This window comes from Stenotrophomonas sp. HMWF023 (assembly GCF_003060985.1).
Lineage (GTDB): Bacteria > Pseudomonadota > Gammaproteobacteria > Xanthomonadales > Xanthomonadaceae > Stenotrophomonas > Stenotrophomonas lactitubi.
This window is the reverse complement of the sequence record NZ_QAIJ01000182.1, coordinates 1-19,342: the sequence shown is the minus strand read 5'-3', so window position 1 is coordinate 19,342 and position 19,342 is coordinate 1. Positions and strand designations below refer to the sequence as shown.

Sequence of the window (19,342 nt, the reverse complement as noted above, 5' to 3'; positions counted from 1 at the left end):
TGCAGATTCCGCTGGAAACCGAAGCGCATCGTGGCCGTGGCCTGATGCTGGGACTGATCTCGCGCAAGCTGCCGATCGCCCCGGTCGATCCGATGGAGGAAGGCGGTGTGATCGCCCTGGTCGGCCCGACCGGCGCCGGCAAGACCACCACCATCGCCAAGCTGGCCTCGCGCTTCGCCGAAGCCCATGCGGCCCGCGACGTCGCCCTGGTCACCACCGATACGATGCGCATCGGCGCCCGCGAACAGCTGTACGGCTATGGTCGCCAGCTCGGCATCGCGGTGCACGAGGCCAACAGTGGCACCGACCTGGACCAGCTGCTGGAGCGGCTGAAGGACTACAAGCTGGTGCTGATCGACACCGCCGGCCTGGGCCCGCGCGACCGTGCACTCGCCGCCCAGCTGCAGTGGCTGCGCGCCGCCCGCCAGGTCCGCACCCTGCTGGTGCTGCCGGCCAACACCAGCTTCGGCGACATGGACGAGGTGGTCCGCCGCTTCGGCGCGGCCAACCTGCAGGGCCTGGTGCTGAGCAAGCTGGACGAGACCGGCCGCTTCGGCAACGCCCTGTCGGTGGCCGTGGACCACAAGCTGCCGATCACCTGGGTGACCGATGGCCAAGACGTCCCGGACGACCTGCACCGGGCCAGCGCAGCCAATCTTGTACTTCGCCTTGAAGATTTGCGCCGCGCGGCCGATATGCCCTGCAACCCGGAGTTGAACCATGCCGTCGCGTGAGTACGCCAAGCTGACCACCACCTTCCCGCTGACGGCGACCCGCAGCGAGCCGCTCGGCCCTGTGCGCACGATTGCCGTGACCGGCGGCAAGGGCGGCGTGGGCAAGACCAACGTGTCGGCCAACCTGGCCGTGGCGCTTGCCGGCATGGGTAAACGCACCCTGTTGCTGGACGCCGACCTCGGCCTGGCCAACATCGACGTGATCCTCGGCCTGAGCCCCACCAACACCCTGGCCGACCTGGTCGCTGGCCGCTGCAGCCTGGATGACGTGATCATCGAAGGCCCGAACGGCGTGCTGGTGGTACCGGCCGCGTCCGGCCGCCGGCACATGGCCGAGCTGGCCCCGGCCGAGCATGTGGGCCTGGTCAACGTGTTCTCCGAACTGGAGCGCGAGCTGGACATCATGGTGGTGGACACTGCCGCCGGCATCACCGATGGCGTGCTGACCTTCTGCCAGGCCGCGCAGGACACCGTAGTGGTGGTCTGCGATGAACCGGCCTCGATCACCGACGCCTATGCACTGATCAAGGTGCTGTCGCGCGAACGTGGCGTGGACCGCATCCAGGTGGTGGCCAATATGGTGCGCGACCCCAACGAAGGCCGCGTGCTGTACGAGAAGCTGACCCGCGTCTGCGAGAAATTCCTCGCCGATGTCTCGCTGAACTACCTCGGCTGCGTGCCGCAGGACGACTGGCTGCGCCTGTCGGTGCAGCGCCAGCAGCCGGTGGTGAAGGCCTATCCATCCAGCCCGTCGGCGCTGGCGATCACCGAGATCGCCCGCCGCACCGCCCGCTGGCAGGCACCCACCGAGCCGCGCGGTGGCGTCGAGTTCTTCCTCGAACGCATCATCAAGCAGCGCGGGGTGGCCGCATGAAAGGCGCCGCCCAGTACAGGGAGGTCCAGCGCTCGGCGGCCAATGAAGTCATCGCCCAGCACTCGGACCTGGTGCGGCGCATCGCCCACCATCTGGCCGCGCGCCTGCCGGCCAGCGTTGAAGTGGACGACCTGATCCAGGCCGGCATGATGGGCCTGATCGAGGCGTCGCGCAGCTACGACGCCGACCAGGGCGCCTCGTTCGAGACCTACGCCTCGATCCGCATCCGCGGTTCGATGATCGATGAGATCCGTCGTGGCGACTGGGTGCCGCGCTCGGTGCACCGCCGTGCCCGTGACGCTGCTGCGACCATCCGTCGCCTGGAGCAGACCACCGGTCGCGCTGCCAGCGCCACCGAAGTCGCCGCTGCGATGGAGATGCCGCTGCCCGAGTACCTGCGCCTGATGGAGGACGCCTCGCGCGGGCAGGTGCTCAGCCTGGAGTCGCGCATTGAAGACCAGGGCGAGCTGGACACCGTCGCCCAGGGCGGCCCGACCCCGCAGCAGGTGCTGGAACGCGGCGAATTCGGCCGCGAGCTGGGCAATGCCATCGGCCACCTGCCCGAGCGCGAACAGCTGGTGCTGTCGCTCTACTACGAGCAGGAACTGAATTTGAAGGAGATCGGCGCAGTGCTCGGCGTGAGCGAGTCGCGGGTCTGCCAGATCCACGGCCAGGCGGTCCTGCGCCTGCGTGGCCGACTGAAGATTTTCGAGGCGGCCGACGCCGGCCTCGAGAGCTGATCAACAAAGGAACTCTGCTTTGAACAAGAACATGCGCATCCTGATCGTCGACGATTTTTCGACCATGCGTCGTATCGTCAAGAACCTGCTGGGCGATCTGGGCTTCACCAATACCGCCGAAGCCGAGGACGGGCATGCCGCGCTGTCGTTGCTGCAGAGCCAGCCGTTCGACTTCGTGGTCACCGACTGGAACATGCCGGTGATGACCGGCATCGAACTGCTCAAGGCGATCCGTGCCGATGCCAAGCTGAAGACCCTGCCAGTGCTGATGGTGACCGCCGAAGCCAAGCGCGAGCAGATCATCGAGGCTGCGCAGAGCGGCGTGAATGGCTACATCATCAAGCCGTTCACCGCACAGACGCTGGAAGAGAAGCTCGGCAAGATCTTCGAACGCCTGGCGGCCAGCGCTTGATGGATACCACGGTCGACAAGAGTGCCCTCGCCCTACGCCTGCAGGAAGCCCTGGACGCGCTGGAATCCGGCGACGAAGCGGCTTGGCGCCAGCGCATCGATGGCTTGGTCGCACTACGCACCCAGCCGATGATGAGCGGCCTTTCGCGGCTGGCCCGCGAACTGGGCCAGGCGCTGGGCGAACTGCCGACCGTGCCCGATGAAGCCGGCGAACTTGACGACGCCTGCGCGCGCCTGGACCACGTGGTGGCGATGACCGAACAGGCCACCCATCGCACCCTCGACCTGGCCGAAGAGTGCCGCAGCCTGACCGAACAGCTGCGCGCCGATGGCCTGCAGCCGGGCCAGGACGTGCAGCTCGACCGCATCCGCCACAACCTCACCGAGATCGCCCTGACCCAGAGCTACCAGGACCTGACCGGACAGATCATCCGTCGCGTGGTGGGCATCGTCCGCCGCGTGCACGAAGGCTTCGGCGCGCTCGGCCTGCCGCCGGAACAGCATCGCACCGACCCGGAACTGGCCGGGCCGGCACTGAAGGGACTGGACCGCCATGCGGTCTCGCAGAACGACGCCGACGACCTGTTGTCGGATCTGGGGCTGTAACCATGGGCGCGGTAGCCGACGACATCACTGCCGATTTCATCATCGAGGCCCAGGAAATCCTGGATCGCCTCGGCGAACAGCTGGTGTCGCTGGAACAGGCACCGCAGGACAATGAACAGCTCAACGCGGTGTTCCGTGGCTACCACACGCTGAAAGGCGGCGCAGGTTTCCTCGGCATCACCGCGATGGTCGAACTGTGCCACGCCGCCGAAGAAGCGCTGGGCGCCGTGCGTGCCGGCCAGGCCGTATTGCAGGCACATCACTTCGATGCCGCCCAGCAATCACTGGACTACCTGCAGTCGATGCTTGACGCGGTGTCATCGGGTACCGAGCCCGGCTTTGCCCCGCCCGACCTGGTCGCCCAGTTCGATGTGCATGGCGGTGGCGCGGCAGCAACTTCGGCCGCGACGCCGAATTCGGGCGGTGGAGACCTGATCACCGACGACGAATTCGAGGCCCTGCTCGACCAGCTGCACGGCGGCAACGCGCCGACGACCGTAGCACCGGCGGCGAAGAAAGCCGACGACATGATCAGCGAAGACGAGTTCGAGGCGCTGCTCGACCAGCTGCATGGTGGCGCCGCCCCGGGCAGCAACACCACCGCAGCGGTTGTCGCCGCACCGGCACCGCGACCGGCGCCCTCGCCGGCCCCGCCAGCTGCCGGCAAGCCGGCGCCCAACAAGCCCGTCGCCGAAGCCGAACACACCGTGCGCGTGGATACCAAGCGCCTGGATGCCATCGTCAACCTGATCGGCGAACTGGTGCTGTCACGAAACCGGTTGAAGACGCTGCGCGCACGCCTGCGCGATGAAGAGCTGGACCGCGCCGTGTCCACGCTGGACATCGCCACTGCGCGCCTGCAGTCGGCGGTGATGCGCACCCGCATGCAGCCGGTCGGCAAGGTGTTCTCGCGCTTCCCGAAGGTGGCGCGCGACGTTGCACGTTCGCTGAAGAAGGAAGTGGATCTGGAACTGATCGGCGCCGAGACCGAGCTCGACCGCAACCTGGTCGAAGCGCTGGCCGACCCGCTGGTGCACCTGGTCCGCAACGCCATCGACCATGGCGTGGAAACGCCGGAACTGCGTGAAGCGCAGGGCAAGCCACGGATGGGGCATGTGCGCCTGTCGGCACAGCAGGAAGGCGACTACGTCAGCATCGAGGTGCAGGACGACGGTGCCGGCATCGATCCGGAAAAGCTGCGCGCCAAGGCACGCGAGAAGGGCCTGATCGATCCGGAAGCCGCCGCCCGCCTGAGCAGCGAGGAGTGCCTGCATCTGGTGTTCCTGCCCGGCTTCTCGACCAAGCAGCAGGTCACCGACATTTCCGGCCGCGGCGTCGGCATGGACGTGGTGCAGTCGCGCATCCGCGAGCTGAGCGGGCAGATCCAGATCCAGTCGGAACTGGGCCGCGGCAGCCGCTTCATGATCCGCGTACCACTGACCCTGGCGATCCTGCCGACCCTGCTGGTGCAGGCCGGCGAAGACGTCTACGCACTGCCGCTGGCCCGTGTGATGGAAGTGCTGCATGCGCCGCGCACCTCGCTGGGCTGGTTCGACGGCCGCGCCGTGCTGGACCGTCGCTCGCACACACTGGCGCTGGTCGACCTCCGGCAGTGGCTGGATGTGACGCCGGCCGCCTCGCCGCTGCTGACCATCGTCGTGCTGCAGGCCGGTGAAGCACGCTTCGGGCTGGTGGTGGACCAGGTGCGCGGGCGCGAGGAAGTGGTGATCAAGCCGCTGCCCAAGGCACTGCGCGGCCTGCGTGGTTACGCCGGTGCAACCTTGATCGGCGATGGTCGCATGGCCCTGATCCTGGACGTGGACGGACTGCGCAGCCCACACGAATGACCCGATTCCTGAACCCGACACGCTGTAGCGCCGGGCCAGCCCGGCGACACAGGAAACTGTGAACTCCGTTACACCAGATTCTCCCGGTGTCTCAAGTCCCATTCATACAAGCCGATACCGGACCCATGGATAGACTCAGCCTCATTGGACTTTTCCTCGCCCTGGCCTCGCTGGTCGGTGGCAGCATCCTCAAGGGCGCCGGCCTGGCGTCGTTGTGGTCGCCTGCGGCGTTTGTGATCGTCATCGTCGGCACCATCGCCGCCATCCTGCTGCATACCGCGCCGGCGGTGTTCAAGCATGCGTTCAAGATCGTGCGCTGGGTCGTGCGCCCGCCGCACAGCGACCGTCGCGAACTGATCCAGCAGATCGTGGAATGGAGCAACATCGCCCGCCGCCAGGGCCTGCTCGGCCTGGAATCGCAGGTGGAAGCGCAGCGTGATCCGTTCCTGCGCAAGGGTCTGCAACTGCTGGTGGACGGTGTGGAACCCGAATCGATCCGGCACATGCTGGAAATCGAACTCGGCAGCCAGGAACACCAGGACCAGGCCGGCGCCAAGGTATTCGAGGCCATGGGCATCTATGCGCCCACGCTGGGCATCATCGGCGCCGTGCTCGGCCTGATTGCAGTGATGAAGAACCTCGCCGACCCCAGCAAGCTGGGCCACGGCATCGCCGCGGCATTCACCGCCACCATCTACGGCATCGCCTCGGCCAACCTGCTGTTCCTGCCCATCGCCGCCAAGCTGAAGGGCGTGATCGCCCACAACTCTCGCGATCGCGAAATGGTCATCGAAGGCCTGATCTCGATCGCCCAGGGCGAGAACCCGCGCAACATCGAAACCAACCTCTCCGGCTTCCTGCACTGACATGGCCCGCCGCAAGCACCACGAAGAGCACGCCAACCACGAAGCATGGGCCATCCCCTATGCCGACCTGATGACGCTGCTGCTCGCCTTCTTCGTGGTCATGTACGCGATCTCCTCGGTCAACGAGGGCAAGTACCGGATCATGGCCGACGCCCTCACCGATGCCTTCGGTGGTGCGCCGCGCACCATCAACCCGGTCCAGGTCGGCAACAAGCAGGTGCAGGGCGGTGGCTGGGACAGCCCGTCGGTGATCAAGTCCGGCACCAAGATCGGGCCATCCGCTCCCGCGCCATCGCACGACCCCACCCTGCTGCCGGCGATGGCCTCGCAGATGCGCATGCCGGTATCGGTGCACAACCAGGAGCAGATCGCGCGTGCCGAGCGCCAGCTCAACAGCATCGCCGACCGCCTGACCGCTGCGCTGGCACCCCTGATCGACCGCGGCATGATCAGCGTTCGCCGCACCGAGCTGTGGATCGAAGTCGAGATCAACAGCGACATCCTGTTCCCGACCGGCTCGGCAGCGCTGGACGTGCATGCACGCGACACCCTGGCCAGCCTGGCCGGCGTGCTGCGCGACGTGCCCAACAGCGTGCGCGTGGAAGGCCACACCGACAACGTGCCGATCGCCACCGCCACCTTCCCGTCCAACTGGGAACTGTCGGCCGGTCGCGCGGCCAGTGTTGTGCATCTGTTTGCCGACCAGGGCGTGCAGCCGTCGCGGCTGGCGATGGTCGGCTACGGCCAGTTCCGCCCACGCGAAGAGAATGACAGCGCGCAGGGCCGCAACCGCAACCGGCGGGTGATGGTCATCATCCTGGCCGACACCAGTCATTCGGTGGACCCGCTCGGCGAACGCCTGAATGCCGCCACCGGGGCCACCCGCAACGCGAGCGAACAGGCCGCCGCAGCACCGGCCACCACCCCCACTTCCCCCATCGCACCGGTGCAGTTGCCACCGGTGCCGGCCGGCAGCCGCGTCGGCGCCGCCGTTCCCCCGGCAATGAAGGAGTAATCCGATGCGCATCTGGGCAGTCGCCAACCAGAAGGGCGGAGTCGGCAAGACCACCACCACCCTCGCCCTCGGTCGCGGCCTGGCCGCGCTCGGCCACCGCGTGCTGCTGATCGATCTCGATCCGCATGCCTCGCTGACCCGCGCCTTCGGTGTACCGATCGAACCGGCACCGGCCGGCGTGCTGGAACTGTTCGGCGCACCACCGGCCGACCTGTCCACGCTCAGCCACGCCAGCAGCATCGGCGGACTCGATTACGTGTGCGCGCAGGCCTCGCTGGCCACACTGGAACGGCGCAGCGCCAACCAGCCGGGCCTCGGCCTGGCGCTGCAGAATGCCCTCGCCCGCCACCAGGGCCAGCACGACTACATCCTGCTGGACTGCGCACCGACCCTGGGCCTGCTGATGATCAACGCGCTGGCCGCAGCCGATCGACTGATCATCCCCACCCAGGCCGAGCCGTTGGCCCTGCACGGCCTGGATGGCATGGTCCGCACCGGTGAGATGGTCGAGCGTTCGCGCCGCCGTCCGCTGCCGATCTCGATCCTGCCGACACTGTTCGACCGCCGCACCCGCACCGGCAACGAATCGCTGCGTGCCATGCAGGACCGTCACGCAAGCCGCGTCTGGGAAGAAGCGATTCCGATCGACACCCGCATCAGCAACGCGGCCGGCCTGACCCTGCCGAGCATCGGCGAGGACTACCCGGGCCGTGGCCTGGCGGCCTATCGGCGCGCGTTGAACTGGATCCTCGGTGAGGACGCACGTGCCCTGGAGCAGGCGGCATGAACACCACCGGCATGCTGGATGACTATCTGGATGAGCTGCTCGGCGATATTGCAGTGGCACCGGTCGCCGCTGATGCCGCGCCACGCCCAGCGAGCGCCGCGGCCGACGCCGAACGCGAGCCGACCTGGGATGACCTGCCGGCCGAAGTGATCTACGAAACCGACACCGTCGCGACCGCATCGGCCAATGATGATGCGGCCCTGGAGGCCGCCTTCGACGCCGCTGCCGCGCCTGCGGCCGATACCGAGCGCGAACCCACCTGGGACGACCTGCCGGCCGATGTCATCTACGAAACCGACACCGTCGCGGCCGCCCCGGCCAGCGACGATGCGTCCCTTGAGGCCGCCTTTGACGCCGCTACCGCGCCTTCGGTCGACGCCGAGCGCGAGCCGACCTGGGACGATCTGCCGGCTGAGGTGATCCATGAAACCGCGCCCGTGGCCGTTGCCCCTGTCGCACCGCGTGCGCCGGAACCCACCTGGGACGACCTGCCGGACGAAGTGATCTACGAAACCGACGCCGCCGACAGCCTCGCGCACACCGACAGCCCCGGATTGCAGGCCGCCTTCGAAGCCGCCGCCGACGGCGAGGTGGTTCCTGCCATCACCGCGCCGGCCGCTGCCAAGGCCGCAGCGCGCTCCGCGCCGGCGCCGATGCCGTCGATGGCCCGCGCCGCCGTCGCGCCACCGCCGCGGGTCGCGGTGGACACCCCATCCAGCAACCGCCCCGGCACCTGGCAGGAGCTGCAGGCGCAGGCGCATCAGCCCGCCAGCAGCCCACATCCGCAGAACCGCCGTGCCGGCGAACGCACCTCGCGCTGGCTGCGCCTGCGCTGCGGTACCCAGGCCTACGCACTGGAGCTGCTGAAGGTGCAGGAAGTGGTGCTGCCGGTGCCGTTGCTGCCATTGCGCGGTACCGCCCCGGAAATGCTCGGCATCATGAACCTGCGCGGCCAGGTGGTGCCGGTGATGGATCTCGGCCTGCACCTGGGTGCGGCCTCCGCCGAGGATGACGCGCAGACCCGCATTGTCGTGCTTGAAGAGAATGGCGAGACCCTGGGCCTGCGTGTGTCGGCCGTGGAGGACGTCGCCAACCTGACCGACTCGCAGATCGAACCACCCGATACCGCCCGTATCTGCCAGATCTCCAATGAACTGTTCCGTGGCGTGGCCCGCATCAGCCAGCGGCCGATGATCCTGCTCGACGCCACGCAGCTGTTGGGGTGAGTCGGAGCTGTGAATCGGCGCTCCGCGCCGATACCCGCCCTAAAGAACCGCCCCGCGGTGCCGTTATGAATGCTGGAACCGTTTGTCCGGAGCAACGATGAGCACTGTCGAACTGGGTGAGGATCTCGGCATCGAGAGCAGCACCGAGCTCAAGAACCGCCTTTCGCCCTTGGTGGCGGAAGCAGGCGAGCTGACCCTGGATGCAAGCCAGGTCGGTCGCATCCACACCGCCAGCGTGCAGGTGCTGTGTGCCTTCGTACAGGCCCGCCGCGAGGCAGGCCTGGGCACGGGCTTCCACGGTTGCACTGCAACCTTCCGTGACGCTGCACGCCTGTTGGGCGTCACCCAGGCCCTGGGCCTGGACGTAACCCATGACAACCTGAAATCTGTGGAGAACGCTGCATGAGCGCACGTATCTTGGTGGTGGACGATTCGGCGTCGATGCGCCAGATGGTTTCCTTCGCCCTCACCTCGGCCGGTTTTGCCGTCGAAGAAGCTGAAGACGGCGCGGTCGCGCTCGGACGTGCCAAGGGCCAGCGCTTCAATGCGGTGGTCACCGACGTCAACATGCCGAACATGGACGGCATCGCGCTGATCCGCGAACTGCGCCAGCTGCCCGACTACAAGTTCACGCCGATGCTGATGCTGACCACCGAATCGGCCGCGGACAAGAAGTCCGAAGGCAAGGCTGCCGGTGCCACCGGCTGGCTGGTCAAGCCGTTCAATCCCGAACAGCTGGTCGCCACCGTGCAGAAAGTGCTGGGCTGATCGCCCCGCACTGCTCCCCCTCTTCGCTTCCGGATCGCCACTGCCATGAGCATGGACCTGCAACGCTTCCACGCCACTTTCTTCGAGGAGAGCCGCGAAGGCCTCGACGCCATGGAGGCTGGCCTGCTGGCCCTGGAATCGGGACAACAGGACGCGGAGATCATCAACTCGGTGTTCCGTGCCGCCCACTCCATCAAGGGCGGCGCGGGCACGTTCGGCTTCGATGCCATCGCCGGGCTGACCCACGTGCTGGAGACGCTGCTGGATGAGCTGCGTGCCGGCAAGCGCGCACTGGAAGGCAACGCCGTCGATGCGATGCTGTCGTCGGTGGACGTACTGCGCGCCCTGTTGCGCGAGGCCGAGCACGGCCAGCCCGCCGATCCCGCAGCGGTTGCTGCGGTGAAGGCGCGACTGGAATCGGTGCTGTCCGGCCAGGCGCCCGCCGCCGCTGCACCCGCTGCCGCCAGCCAGGTCGACGACGCGCCGGAAGCCTGGCAGATCGGCTTCGCCCCGGCGCCGTCGCTGTTCATGAGCGGCAACGACCCGCTGCGCATCATCCGCGAACTGGAACACCTGGGTTCGCTGCAGGTGGCCGCGCGGATGGATCGCCTGCCCGGCTTTGCCCAGCTCGACCCACTCGAAGCCCACCTTGCGTGGGACCTGGGCCTGGTCGGCAAGGTGCCGCGCAGCAAGATCGAAGATACCTTTGCCTGGGTGCTGGACGACTGCGAACTGGACATCCGTCCGGCCGCACCGCCAAGCCTGGCCACCCAGGCACCGGCTGCCGCGCCGGTGGCTACCGCCGCGCCTGTCGCCGCCGCACCGACGGCCAGTGCCGGCGCCAGCCAGGAAGCGGAAACCTCCATCCGCGTCAGCGTCGACAAGGTCGATGCGCTGATCAACCTGGTCGGCGAACTGGTCATCACCCAGGCCATGCTCAAGCAGGTCTCGCACGCACTGGACCCGGTCCATGCCGAGAGCCTGTTCGCTGGCCTGGACCTGCTTGAACGCAATACCCGCGACCTGCAGGAAGCGGTGATCGGCGTGCGCATGCTGCCGGTCGATGCGGTGTTCCGCCGCTTCCCGCGCCTGGTCCGCGACCTGTCCGGCCGCCTCGGCAAGCACGTGCGTTTGCGCACGATCGGCGAAGGTACCGAACTGGACAAGGGCCTGATCGAGAAGATCGCCGATCCACTGGTGCATCTGGTCCGCAACTCGATCGACCACGGCCTGGAAATGCCGGACGTGCGTCGCGATGCCGGCAAAGACGAGACCGGCACGATCACCCTGGCGGCCTCGCACCAGGGTGGCCACATCGTCATCGAAGTCAGCGACGACGGCCGCGGCCTGAACCGCGAGAAGATCCTGGCCAAGGCGCACGAACGCGGCCTGGCCGTGCCGGACAACCCCACCGACTCGCAGGTCTGGGACCTGATCTTCCAGCCCGGCTTCTCCACCGCCGACGCGGTCACCGACCTGTCTGGCCGCGGCGTGGGCATGGACGTGGTCCGCCGCAACATCCAGGCGCTGGGCGGCGAAGTGCAGATTGAAAGTGGCCTCGGCACCGGTACCCGTACGCTGATCCGGCTGCCACTGACCCTGGCCATCCTCGACGGCATGACCGTGGCGGTGGCCGGCGAAACCCTGATCCTGCCGCTGGCCTACGTGCTTGAAGCACTGCAGCCGCAGCCCGACGACATCCGCAGCATGGCCGGCGAAGGCCGCGTGCTGCGCGTGCGTGGCGAATACCTGCCGATCCTGTCGCTGAGCGAATACTACGGCTATGGGCAGCGCGCCCCGGGCAGTGAATCGCTGGTGGTGGTGGTTGAAGGTGATGGCCAGAAGATCGCGCTGGAAGTGGACGAACTGGTCGGCCAGCAGCAGGTCGTGGTGAAGAACATCGAGAACAACTATCGCCGCATCGGCGGCGTCTCCGGCGCCACCATCCTCGGTGACGGCCGCGTCGCCCTGATCGTCGACATCGGTGGCCTGGTGCGTTCGCTGCGGGTGCCGCAGGCCGCCTGAGCCGCTCCACGCGCTGTGCCTGACCGCCGCCCTCCGGGGCGGCGGTTTTTGTTTGCGCGCGCGCACAACGGCGTTCCCTCCCGCACCGCGCACAACAGCGCCGCACACTGTGAACTCCGTCAACCCACACTGTGAACTCCATCGTCCGCATGGTTTCGCCTGAAACCACGATATCGATGCGAAAGCCCCGCCATAGCGTGCTTTGCGTTGCCTCTCCCTACGCCAGCGAATGTGACACAGGTCCATAAAGTCCGTCGCACAGGCGCCGCTATCTCGACATGACGGCAGTCACCGAACCCCCACCCGGCACGACCGTTCCCTCCTGCAACGACCTTTTGCCAGCGGTTTCGCCGCCGGTATTCTGCCCACCTTGGAGCACCCTGCATGAAGTGGTTCCACGATCTGCCCATCGCCCGCAAGCTGGCTGTGGGATTCACCCTGACCACCCTGATGACCGTCGTGCTGGGTGCGTTCGCCCTGCTCCGCCTGTCCGAAGCCAATGCGCAGCTCAGCGCCATGGCCTCCAACGATATTCCGTCGGTGCAGTACCTCGGCGAAGTGCGTTCGCAGCTGGGTGAATTCCGCACCTACGAACTGGCCCAGCTGAGCATGCTGGACCAGCCGGAGAAAGTGGCCGACTACAACAAGCGCATGAGCGACACCGCCACGGTGGTGCGCGAACAGTTGGCGGCCTACGCCGCACTGCCGGCCGGGGCCAAGGAGCGCGCGCTGTACCAGGCCGTGCAGGCCGACGTCGATGGCTACTTCGCGGCCAATGCCAAGCTGCGCGAAGCTGCCACCGCAGGTGATGGCGAGGTGGCCCGGCAGATCTCCGACGAACAGTCGCGTCCGCTGCGCCGCAAGGCCTTCGACGACCTCAAGGCACTGGGCGCCTACAGCGGCTCGCTGATGCAGGGCAAGATCGACGACGCCAATGCGACCCACCGCAACAGCATGCTGGCCATCATTGCCGCCATCGTGCTGCTGGTCGTGGTCGCCGCCACCCTGGCCGTGGTCATCTCGCGCGCCGTGGTCGGCCCGCTGGGCAAGGCCGTGCATGCCATCCAGGCCGTCGCCCGCGGCGACCTCAGCGTCACCACCCAGGCCACCGGCAAGGATGAGGCGGGCCGCATGCTGGCGGCCACCGCGGAGATGACCGCGATGCTGCGTCGCTTCTCCGAGCAGACCCAGCTGATGGCACAGATGCATGCCGGTCCCGATATCAGCCACCGCATTCCGGAAGATTTCCCGGGCGTCTATGGCCAGCTTGCCGGTGGCATCAACACGGTGATCTTCGAACACCTCGATGCGATCCGTGATGCCATCGACGTGCTCAACCAGTACGCCACCGGCAACCTCGCCCCCGATGCACGCCGCTTGCCCGGCAGCCGCGCGATCCTGCACGAATCGATGGATGCGGCCAAGACCAGCCTGCTGGCGATCAACACGCAGATCCAGCAGTTGGCGTCGGCTGCTGCCGCCGGCGATTTCAGCCAGCGTGGCGATGCACAGCGCTTCGATCACGATTTCCGCGTGATGATCGAGCAGCTGAACAGCATGATGCAGGTCGCCGACGGCAACCTGGGACAGCTGTCGCAGCTGCTGCAGGCGATCGCCGCAGGAGACCTGACCGCACGCATGGACGGCCAGTTCCACGGCGTGTTCGCCCGCATGCGCGATGATGCCAACACCACGGTTGCCCAGCTGACCCAGATCGTCAGCCAGATCCAGGCCAGCACCTCCAGCATCACCCTGGCCGCAGGCGAAATCGCCTCGGGCAACAGCGACCTGTCGCGCCGCACCGAGCAGCAGGCGGCCAACCTGGAAGAGACCGCCGCGTCGATGGAGGAACTGACCTCCACCGTGCGTCAGAACGCCGAGCACGCGCGCCAGGCCAACCAGCTCGCCATCGGCGCGCATGGCGTGGCCTCGCAGGGCGGCGAAGTGGTCGGCCAGGTGGTCACCACCATGTCGGCCATCGAAGCGTCCTCTAAGAAGATCGCCGAGATCATTTCGGTCATCGATGGCATCGCCTTCCAGACCAACATCCTGGCGCTGAACGCCGCGGTCGAAGCCGCCCGTGCCGGTGAACAGGGCCGTGGCTTCGCCGTGGTCGCCAGCGAAGTGCGTACCCTCGCCCAGCGCTCGGCCGCGGCCGCCAAGGAGATCAAGGGCCTGATCGACGAATCGGTCGGCAAGGTCGCCGAAGGCTCCAGCCTGGTCCACCAGGCCGGCAGCACCATGGGCGAGATCGTCGCCTCGGTGCAGCGCGTGACCGACATCATGGCTGAGATTTCCGCCGCCTCGCAGGAACAGTCGGCCGGCATCGAACAGGTCAACCAGACCGTGGTGCAGATGGACGAAACCACCCAGCAGAACGCCGCGCTGGTGGAAGAAGCCACTGCTGCAGCGCGGGCGATGGAAGACCAGGCCGCGCAGCTGGGCGAGGCCGTCGCACGCTTCCGCCTGGCCGCACCGAGCACAGGCACTGCGATGCCCCGCGCAGCGATGGCCACAGCCGGCGGTACTCCGCGCAAAGCGGCGCCCGCATCCATCGCCACGCCATCGCGCGTGCGCAAGCCCGTTGCGCAGCCGGCACTGGCCGGCGACGGCGACTGGCAGGAGTTCTGACAGCAGCATCTGGGTGGCCCTGCGCCACCCCGACAGCGGACAGGTGGCGCCGGGCAATGCCCGGCCCCAGCTTCCAGCTTGCCCTGCGGCTTCCGGCATGGCACAACGAAGCCGTCGAGCGCGTCCGGTACTACATAATTCCGCACCGCAGCCGATACTTCTTTCGAGCCAGGCGCCCACACGCGTCGGCGCCCGCCCCTGACCACAGATTCCATGTCCGACGGCCACGACACTGCACCGCCCGAAGTCCATGCGGCCGACGCCACCGACGATCGCTTTCTGGTCCGCAATCCGCGCCAGGTGCGGCAGCTGCTGCGTTCCCTGATCGAGCAGCGATCACTGATCAACGCCCATATCGACGGGCGCGATCGCTCGTTCCCGACCGCCCTGCTCGAACTGGACGACGACGAGGACATCCTGCTGCTCGATGGCAGCCCGCAGGAAGCCTCAAACCGCGCCGCCGAACAGGCCGACCACCTGCTCTGCTTCGCCCAGCTGGAACGGGTAATGGTGCGTTTCCGCCTGCACGACCTGCAGCGCGTGGACAACGAAGGCCATGTCGCCTTCCGGGCACCGTTCCCCGAGGAGCTGGTGCACCTGCAGCGGCGTGAAATGTACCGGCTGGAGACCCCCATCACCGATTCACCGCAGTTGCTGCTGCCCCCGGGCGAGGCCCGCGCCGAAGCCTTGTCGATGCGGGTGGTGGACATCAGCGGCGGCGGCCTGGCAGTGACCGTGCCCACCGACTGCGCCATCTTCAGCCTGCAGCAGCGCTACCGGGCACAGCTGTCGATGCCCGATGGCCCGGACCTGCAGATCGAACTTGTGGTCTGCAACCTGCTGCCGCAACGCCTGCCCAACGGCGCCGAGGTCAAGCGCGTCGGCATGCGCTTCGACGAACTGCCCCGCGGCGGCGACAGCGCCATCCAGCGCTACATCTTCCGCATTGACCGCCAGCGCAAGGCACGCCGCAACGGCGAGCTCTGACATCCCCACAACGGGATCTGCCGGCCAGCGGCCGGCACTACCCATCCCCAGTAGATCCACGCCATGCGTGGATGCGGCGATCGCCGGCCCATGCCGGCCCCACCAGATGCCTAAAGTCCCCAACTACGGGGCCGATATCGAGCCTGACACCGGCACTTCCGGCAGAACCAGGACCCCTCGATGAACGACAAGAACAGCTCCGCCGCCGGCGCCGATGGCGAATTCCTCAGCTTCACCCTCGGTGCCGAGCACTACGGCGTGGACATCCTCAAGGTGCAGGAAATCCGCGGCTACGACGCCGTCACCCGCGTCCCCGACGCGCCGGACTACATCAAGGGTGTCATCAACCTGCGCGGCACCATCGTGCCGGTGATCGACCTGCGCCTGAAGCTGCGCCTGGAAGATGCCCGCTACGATGCCTTCACCGTGATGATCGTGCTCAACGTGGAAGACCGCGTGGTCGGCATCGTGGTCGACAGCGTCTCCGACGTGATCCCGCTGTCGGCCGAACAGATCCGCCCGACCCCGGAATTCGGTGCAGCCGTGGATACCCGTTTCATCTCCGGCATCGGCACCCACGATGACCGCATGCTGATCCTGCTGGACATCGAAACCCTGCTCGACAGCGCCGACATGGGCCAGACCAACGTCGTCGAAGACGCTGCCGCCTGAGCAAACGGACCTTCTTCACGTTTCTGTTACGCAGCCCTTCAGTTCCCCCCATCCACGCCGATAGGGGGACAGAAGCCGGTCGCGCAGGAACGCGCCAAGGCCGGATCCACCATCACCATCCCCGGAGAATCACCTCGATGAAGTCCCTGCTTGCGTTCGTTTCGGCTGCCGTCCTGGCCACCACCGCTTCCTCCGCCTTCGCGCAGTCGGCCGAGATGATTCCGCCGGAGATGGCACCGCGCGCCGTCGGCAAGGATGGCATGGTCTGCGGCAAGGTCGAAAAGGCCCGCTTCGCAGAAGGTTCCGAAGGCCAGCCGACCTTCCTGTACATGGGCGGCGCCTTCCCGCGCCACACCTTCTCGGCCCGTATCGCCGGCGAGAACCGCGGCAAGTTCTCCTTCCCGCTCGAAACCCTGGAAGGCAAGACCGTGTGCGTGATCGGCAAGATCCAGCGCGATGCTTCGCGTGCGGAAATCGAAGTCAGCTCGCCGTCCAGCCTGAAGCTGGCCAACATCAAGTAATCCGCTGTCCGTCAGACCGCGCCGGCCAGCGTGCCGGCGTGGCTGTTGCAACCGGGCCCCGCGCCCGGCCGCGTCTGCCTTAGGAGATCGCAACGCCCATGCCGTGGATCAACAACCTGAAACTGATGCCGAAGCTCATGCTGACCTTCGGTGTCCTCTTGCTGGTGATGCTGCTGCAGGGCATCGTCGCCTACCGTGGCCTGCATTCGCTGAACAACGTGACCACCGAGCTGGCCGGTTCACGCATGGAAAGCATCCGCCTGGCCGGCGAGATGCGCGGCATGCTCGGTGAGTACCGCAACAGCGCCTACCAGCAGCTGATCCGCGCCAGCGACGACGTCAAGGCCGATGCCCGCAAGCAGGCCGTCGAACTGCGCACCAGCATGGACACGTCGATCAAGGACTATCCGAAGCTGGTCGACAACGCACAGCAGAAGAAGTTGTTCGAAACGTTCGCCAAAGACTGGAAAGACGCGCTGGCCTCCTATGACAGCGTCACCGAAATGCTGGAGCTGGACCTGCCCGACGACGCGATCGATACCTTCGTCGGCGAGACCCGCACCAAGCACCGCAAGGCTGGCGCCGCGCTTGAAGCGCTGATCGCCGAAGACAACCGCCTCGCCCGCGCCTCGCGCGACGAAGCCGCCTCCACCTACTCCGCCTCGGCCGTGCTGACCGTCATCGCCCTGCTCGGCGGCGCCGCGCTCGGCCTGGTGCTGGTGTGGCTGTTCGCCCGCGCCCTGGTCGGCAGCGTGCGTGGCGCCGTCTCGGTGGCCAACGACGTCGCCGGTGGCAAGCTTGATGGTCACATCGACGTCAGCCGCCAGGACGAAGTGGGCGAACTGATGCAGGCCATGCAGCGCATGCAGCGCGACCTGCGCGAGCGCACCGAAACCGACCAGGCCATCGCCCGCGAGAACCTGCGCATCCGCACCGCGCTGGATTACAGCTCGACCGGCGTCTACCTGACCGACCCCAACAACACCATCGTCTACAGCAACCGCGCCCTGCAGCAGACCCTGGCCCAGTACCAGGACGAGCTGCGCCGCGACCTGCCCGACTTCGACGTCCACGCCTCGCTGGTCGGCAAGCCGGTCACCGTGCTCGAGCACCGTGGCGAGATGGACAACACCCTGCTGGCCAACCTCAAGCAGCATGGCGTTGCCCGCCGCCCGATGCAGTACGGCGATGCCCAGTTCGCCCAGGTCGTGTCGACCATCCGCAACGAAGACGGCGACACCGTCGGCTACGTGGTGGAATGGCGCGACCGCACCCAGGAAGCGCAGGTCGAGGCAGAAGTGGCACGGGTGATCGCCCAGGCCGCTGCCGGCGACCTGTCCGGCCGCATCGATGCCAACGACAAGGAAGGCTTCTTCCTGCAGCTGGCCCAGCAGATCAACGGCCTGCTGGACGCCAACTCGGGCAGCATCGAACAGATCTCCGGCCTGCTCGCCGCGCTGTCGCAGGGTGACCTGACCGTGCGCATGCACGGCGACTACCAGGGCGTGTTCGCCCGCATGCGTGACGATGCCAACGCCACGGCCGCACAGCTGAGCGAGATCGTCACCCGCATCAAGCAGTCCAGCCGTGCGATCAGCTCGGCCGCGGGTGAAATCGCCTCCGGCAACAGTGACCTGTCGCGCCGTACCGAGCAGCAGGCCGCGAACCTGGAAGAAACCGCCGCTTCGATGGAGGAACTGACCTCCACCGTGCGCCAGAACGCCGAACACGCGCGCCAGGCCAACCAGCTCGCCATCGGCGCGCACGGTGTGGCTTCGCAGGGCGGCGAAGTGGTCGGCCAGGTGGTCACCACCATGACCGCCATCCAGGCCTCGTCGAAGAAGATCGCCGAGATCATTTCGGTCATCGACGGTATCGCCTTCCAGACCAACATCCTGGCGCTGAACGCCGCGGTGGAAGCCGCCCGTGCCGGCGAACAGGGCCGCGGCTTCGCCGTGGTTGCCAGCGAAGTGCGCACCCTTGCCCAGCGCTCGGCTGCCGCGGCCAAGGAAATCAAGGGACTGATCGACGACTCGGTCGGCAAGGTCAATGATGGTTCGGCGCTGGTGCACAAGGCCGGCGCCACCATGGGCGAGATCGTCGCCTCGGTGCAGCGCGTCACCGACATCATGTCCGAGATCTCCGCTGCCTCGCAGGAGCAGAGCGCCGGCATCGAGCAGGTCAACCAGACCGTGGTGCAGATGGACGAAACCACCCAGCAGAACGCCGCGCTGGTGGAAGAAGCCACCGCCGCCGCACGTGCGATGGAAGAGCAGGCGGGCCATCTCAGCGAAGCGGTATCGATCTTCGTGGTCGATGAGGCCGAAGTCGTGGTCGCCACGCGCGCGCCGGCACCGCGCGCTGCCGCACCGGGTCCTCGCGCTGCTGCACCGGCCGCCCCGGCACCGATCGCGCCGCCGGCCCGTCGCACCGCTGGCGGCCGCCCGATGGCCACCGAACTGGCCGATGGAGACTGGCAGGAGTTCTGATGCCTGCCTGACCTGACCCACGAACACGCCCCGGCCCTGCGCTGGGGCGTTTTTGTTTACGGAGTATCTGATTATCCAGCCAACGGCGAAGCCCCTCGGGGTGGTCGCGGAGAGCGGCGGATTTCCTTCGCTCGGGCCGGGAG

17 protein-coding genes and 1 pseudogene are annotated in these 19,342 nt (G+C 67.2%); all 18 read left to right on the top strand.

The window, feature by feature from the left end:
- Nucleotides 1–734, top strand: a 734-nt coding sequence (locus tag DBR20_RS09850) for an AAA family ATPase (protein ID WP_146186984.1), incomplete at its 5' end; no start/stop codon positions are given.
- Nucleotides 721–1,608: a P-loop NTPase gene (locus DBR20_RS09845; protein ID WP_025878980.1), complete on the top strand. Its 888-nt coding sequence runs from the start codon at nucleotides 721–723 to the stop codon at nucleotides 1,606–1,608. The genes DBR20_RS09850 and DBR20_RS09845, both read left to right, overlap by 14 nt.
- Nucleotides 1,605–2,348, top strand: a complete 744-nt coding sequence (locus tag DBR20_RS09840) for an RNA polymerase sigma factor FliA (RefSeq protein WP_108266046.1) — start codon at nucleotides 1,605–1,607, stop codon at nucleotides 2,346–2,348. Before DBR20_RS09845 ends, DBR20_RS09840 begins: the two co-directional genes overlap by 4 nt.
- Nucleotides 2,349–2,367: 19 nt before the next feature.
- Nucleotides 2,368–2,760: a chemotaxis response regulator CheY gene (gene cheY, locus DBR20_RS09835; RefSeq protein ID WP_006365466.1), complete on the top strand. Its 393-nt coding sequence runs from the start codon at nucleotides 2,368–2,370 to the stop codon at nucleotides 2,758–2,760.
- On the top strand, nucleotides 2,760–3,365 hold the full coding sequence (locus tag DBR20_RS09830) for a protein phosphatase CheZ (protein ID WP_025878978.1): 606 nt from the start codon (nucleotides 2,760–2,762) through the stop codon (nucleotides 3,363–3,365). Before cheY ends, DBR20_RS09830 begins: the two co-directional genes overlap by 1 nt.
- Before the next feature lie 2 nt (nucleotides 3,366–3,367).
- Nucleotides 3,368–5,212 carry a chemotaxis protein CheA gene (locus DBR20_RS09825; RefSeq protein WP_108266045.1) on the top strand — a complete coding sequence of 615 codons (1,845 nt, stop codon included), beginning with the start codon at nucleotides 3,368–3,370 and terminating at the stop codon, nucleotides 5,210–5,212.
- Between the two features lie 125 nt (nucleotides 5,213–5,337).
- Nucleotides 5,338–6,078, top strand: coding sequence for a flagellar motor protein (locus DBR20_RS09820; RefSeq protein ID WP_089240989.1), 741 nt, complete (start codon nucleotides 5,338–5,340; stop codon nucleotides 6,076–6,078).
- Nucleotide 6,079: 1 nt separating this feature from the next.
- A pseudogene (gene motD / locus DBR20_RS09815) lies at nucleotides 6,080–6,925 on the top strand (flagellar motor protein MotD); the annotation flags it as partial.
- A 172-nt stretch (nucleotides 6,926–7,097) separates the two neighbouring features.
- Nucleotides 7,098–7,880, top strand: a complete 783-nt coding sequence (locus DBR20_RS09810; protein WP_108266043.1) for a ParA family protein — start codon at nucleotides 7,098–7,100, stop codon at nucleotides 7,878–7,880.
- Nucleotides 7,877–9,106: a chemotaxis protein CheW gene (locus DBR20_RS09805; protein WP_108266042.1), complete on the top strand. Its 1,230-nt coding sequence runs from the start codon at nucleotides 7,877–7,879 to the stop codon at nucleotides 9,104–9,106. The genes DBR20_RS09810 and DBR20_RS09805 overlap by 4 nt, the downstream gene beginning before the upstream one ends.
- Nucleotides 9,107–9,203: 97 nt before the next feature.
- The gene (locus tag DBR20_RS09800) at nucleotides 9,204–9,512 is read left to right on the top strand and encodes an STAS domain-containing protein (RefSeq protein ID WP_100465280.1); all 309 of its coding nucleotides are present in this window, start codon (nucleotides 9,204–9,206) and stop codon (nucleotides 9,510–9,512) included.
- The gene (locus DBR20_RS09795; protein ID WP_025878971.1) at nucleotides 9,509–9,874 is read left to right on the top strand and encodes a response regulator; all 366 of its coding nucleotides are present in this window, start codon (nucleotides 9,509–9,511) and stop codon (nucleotides 9,872–9,874) included. Before DBR20_RS09800 ends, DBR20_RS09795 begins: the two co-directional genes overlap by 4 nt.
- A gap of 45 nt (nucleotides 9,875–9,919) precedes the next feature.
- Entirely contained in the window at nucleotides 9,920–11,899 is a 1,980-nt protein-coding gene (locus tag DBR20_RS09790; protein ID WP_108266041.1) for a chemotaxis protein CheA, read from the top strand.
- Between the two features lie 384 nt (nucleotides 11,900–12,283).
- Nucleotides 12,284–14,530, top strand: coding sequence for a methyl-accepting chemotaxis protein (locus DBR20_RS09785; RefSeq protein WP_108266040.1), 2,247 nt, complete (start codon nucleotides 12,284–12,286; stop codon nucleotides 14,528–14,530).
- Between the two features lie 213 nt (nucleotides 14,531–14,743).
- Entirely contained in the window at nucleotides 14,744–15,517 is a 774-nt protein-coding gene (locus tag DBR20_RS09780) for a flagellar brake protein (RefSeq protein WP_108266039.1), read from the top strand.
- A 180-nt stretch (nucleotides 15,518–15,697) separates the two neighbouring features.
- Complete coding sequence (locus DBR20_RS09775; RefSeq protein WP_025878967.1) at nucleotides 15,698–16,189, top strand: chemotaxis protein CheW; 492 nt, start codon at nucleotides 15,698–15,700, stop codon at nucleotides 16,187–16,189.
- Between the two features lie 137 nt (nucleotides 16,190–16,326).
- Complete coding sequence (locus DBR20_RS09770; RefSeq protein WP_025878966.1) at nucleotides 16,327–16,710, top strand: hypothetical protein; 384 nt, start codon at nucleotides 16,327–16,329, stop codon at nucleotides 16,708–16,710.
- A gap of 98 nt (nucleotides 16,711–16,808) precedes the next feature.
- Nucleotides 16,809–19,199, top strand: a complete 2,391-nt coding sequence (locus DBR20_RS09765) for a methyl-accepting chemotaxis protein (RefSeq protein WP_108266038.1) — start codon at nucleotides 16,809–16,811, stop codon at nucleotides 19,197–19,199.
- Nucleotides 19,200–19,342: the final 143 nt, after the last annotated feature.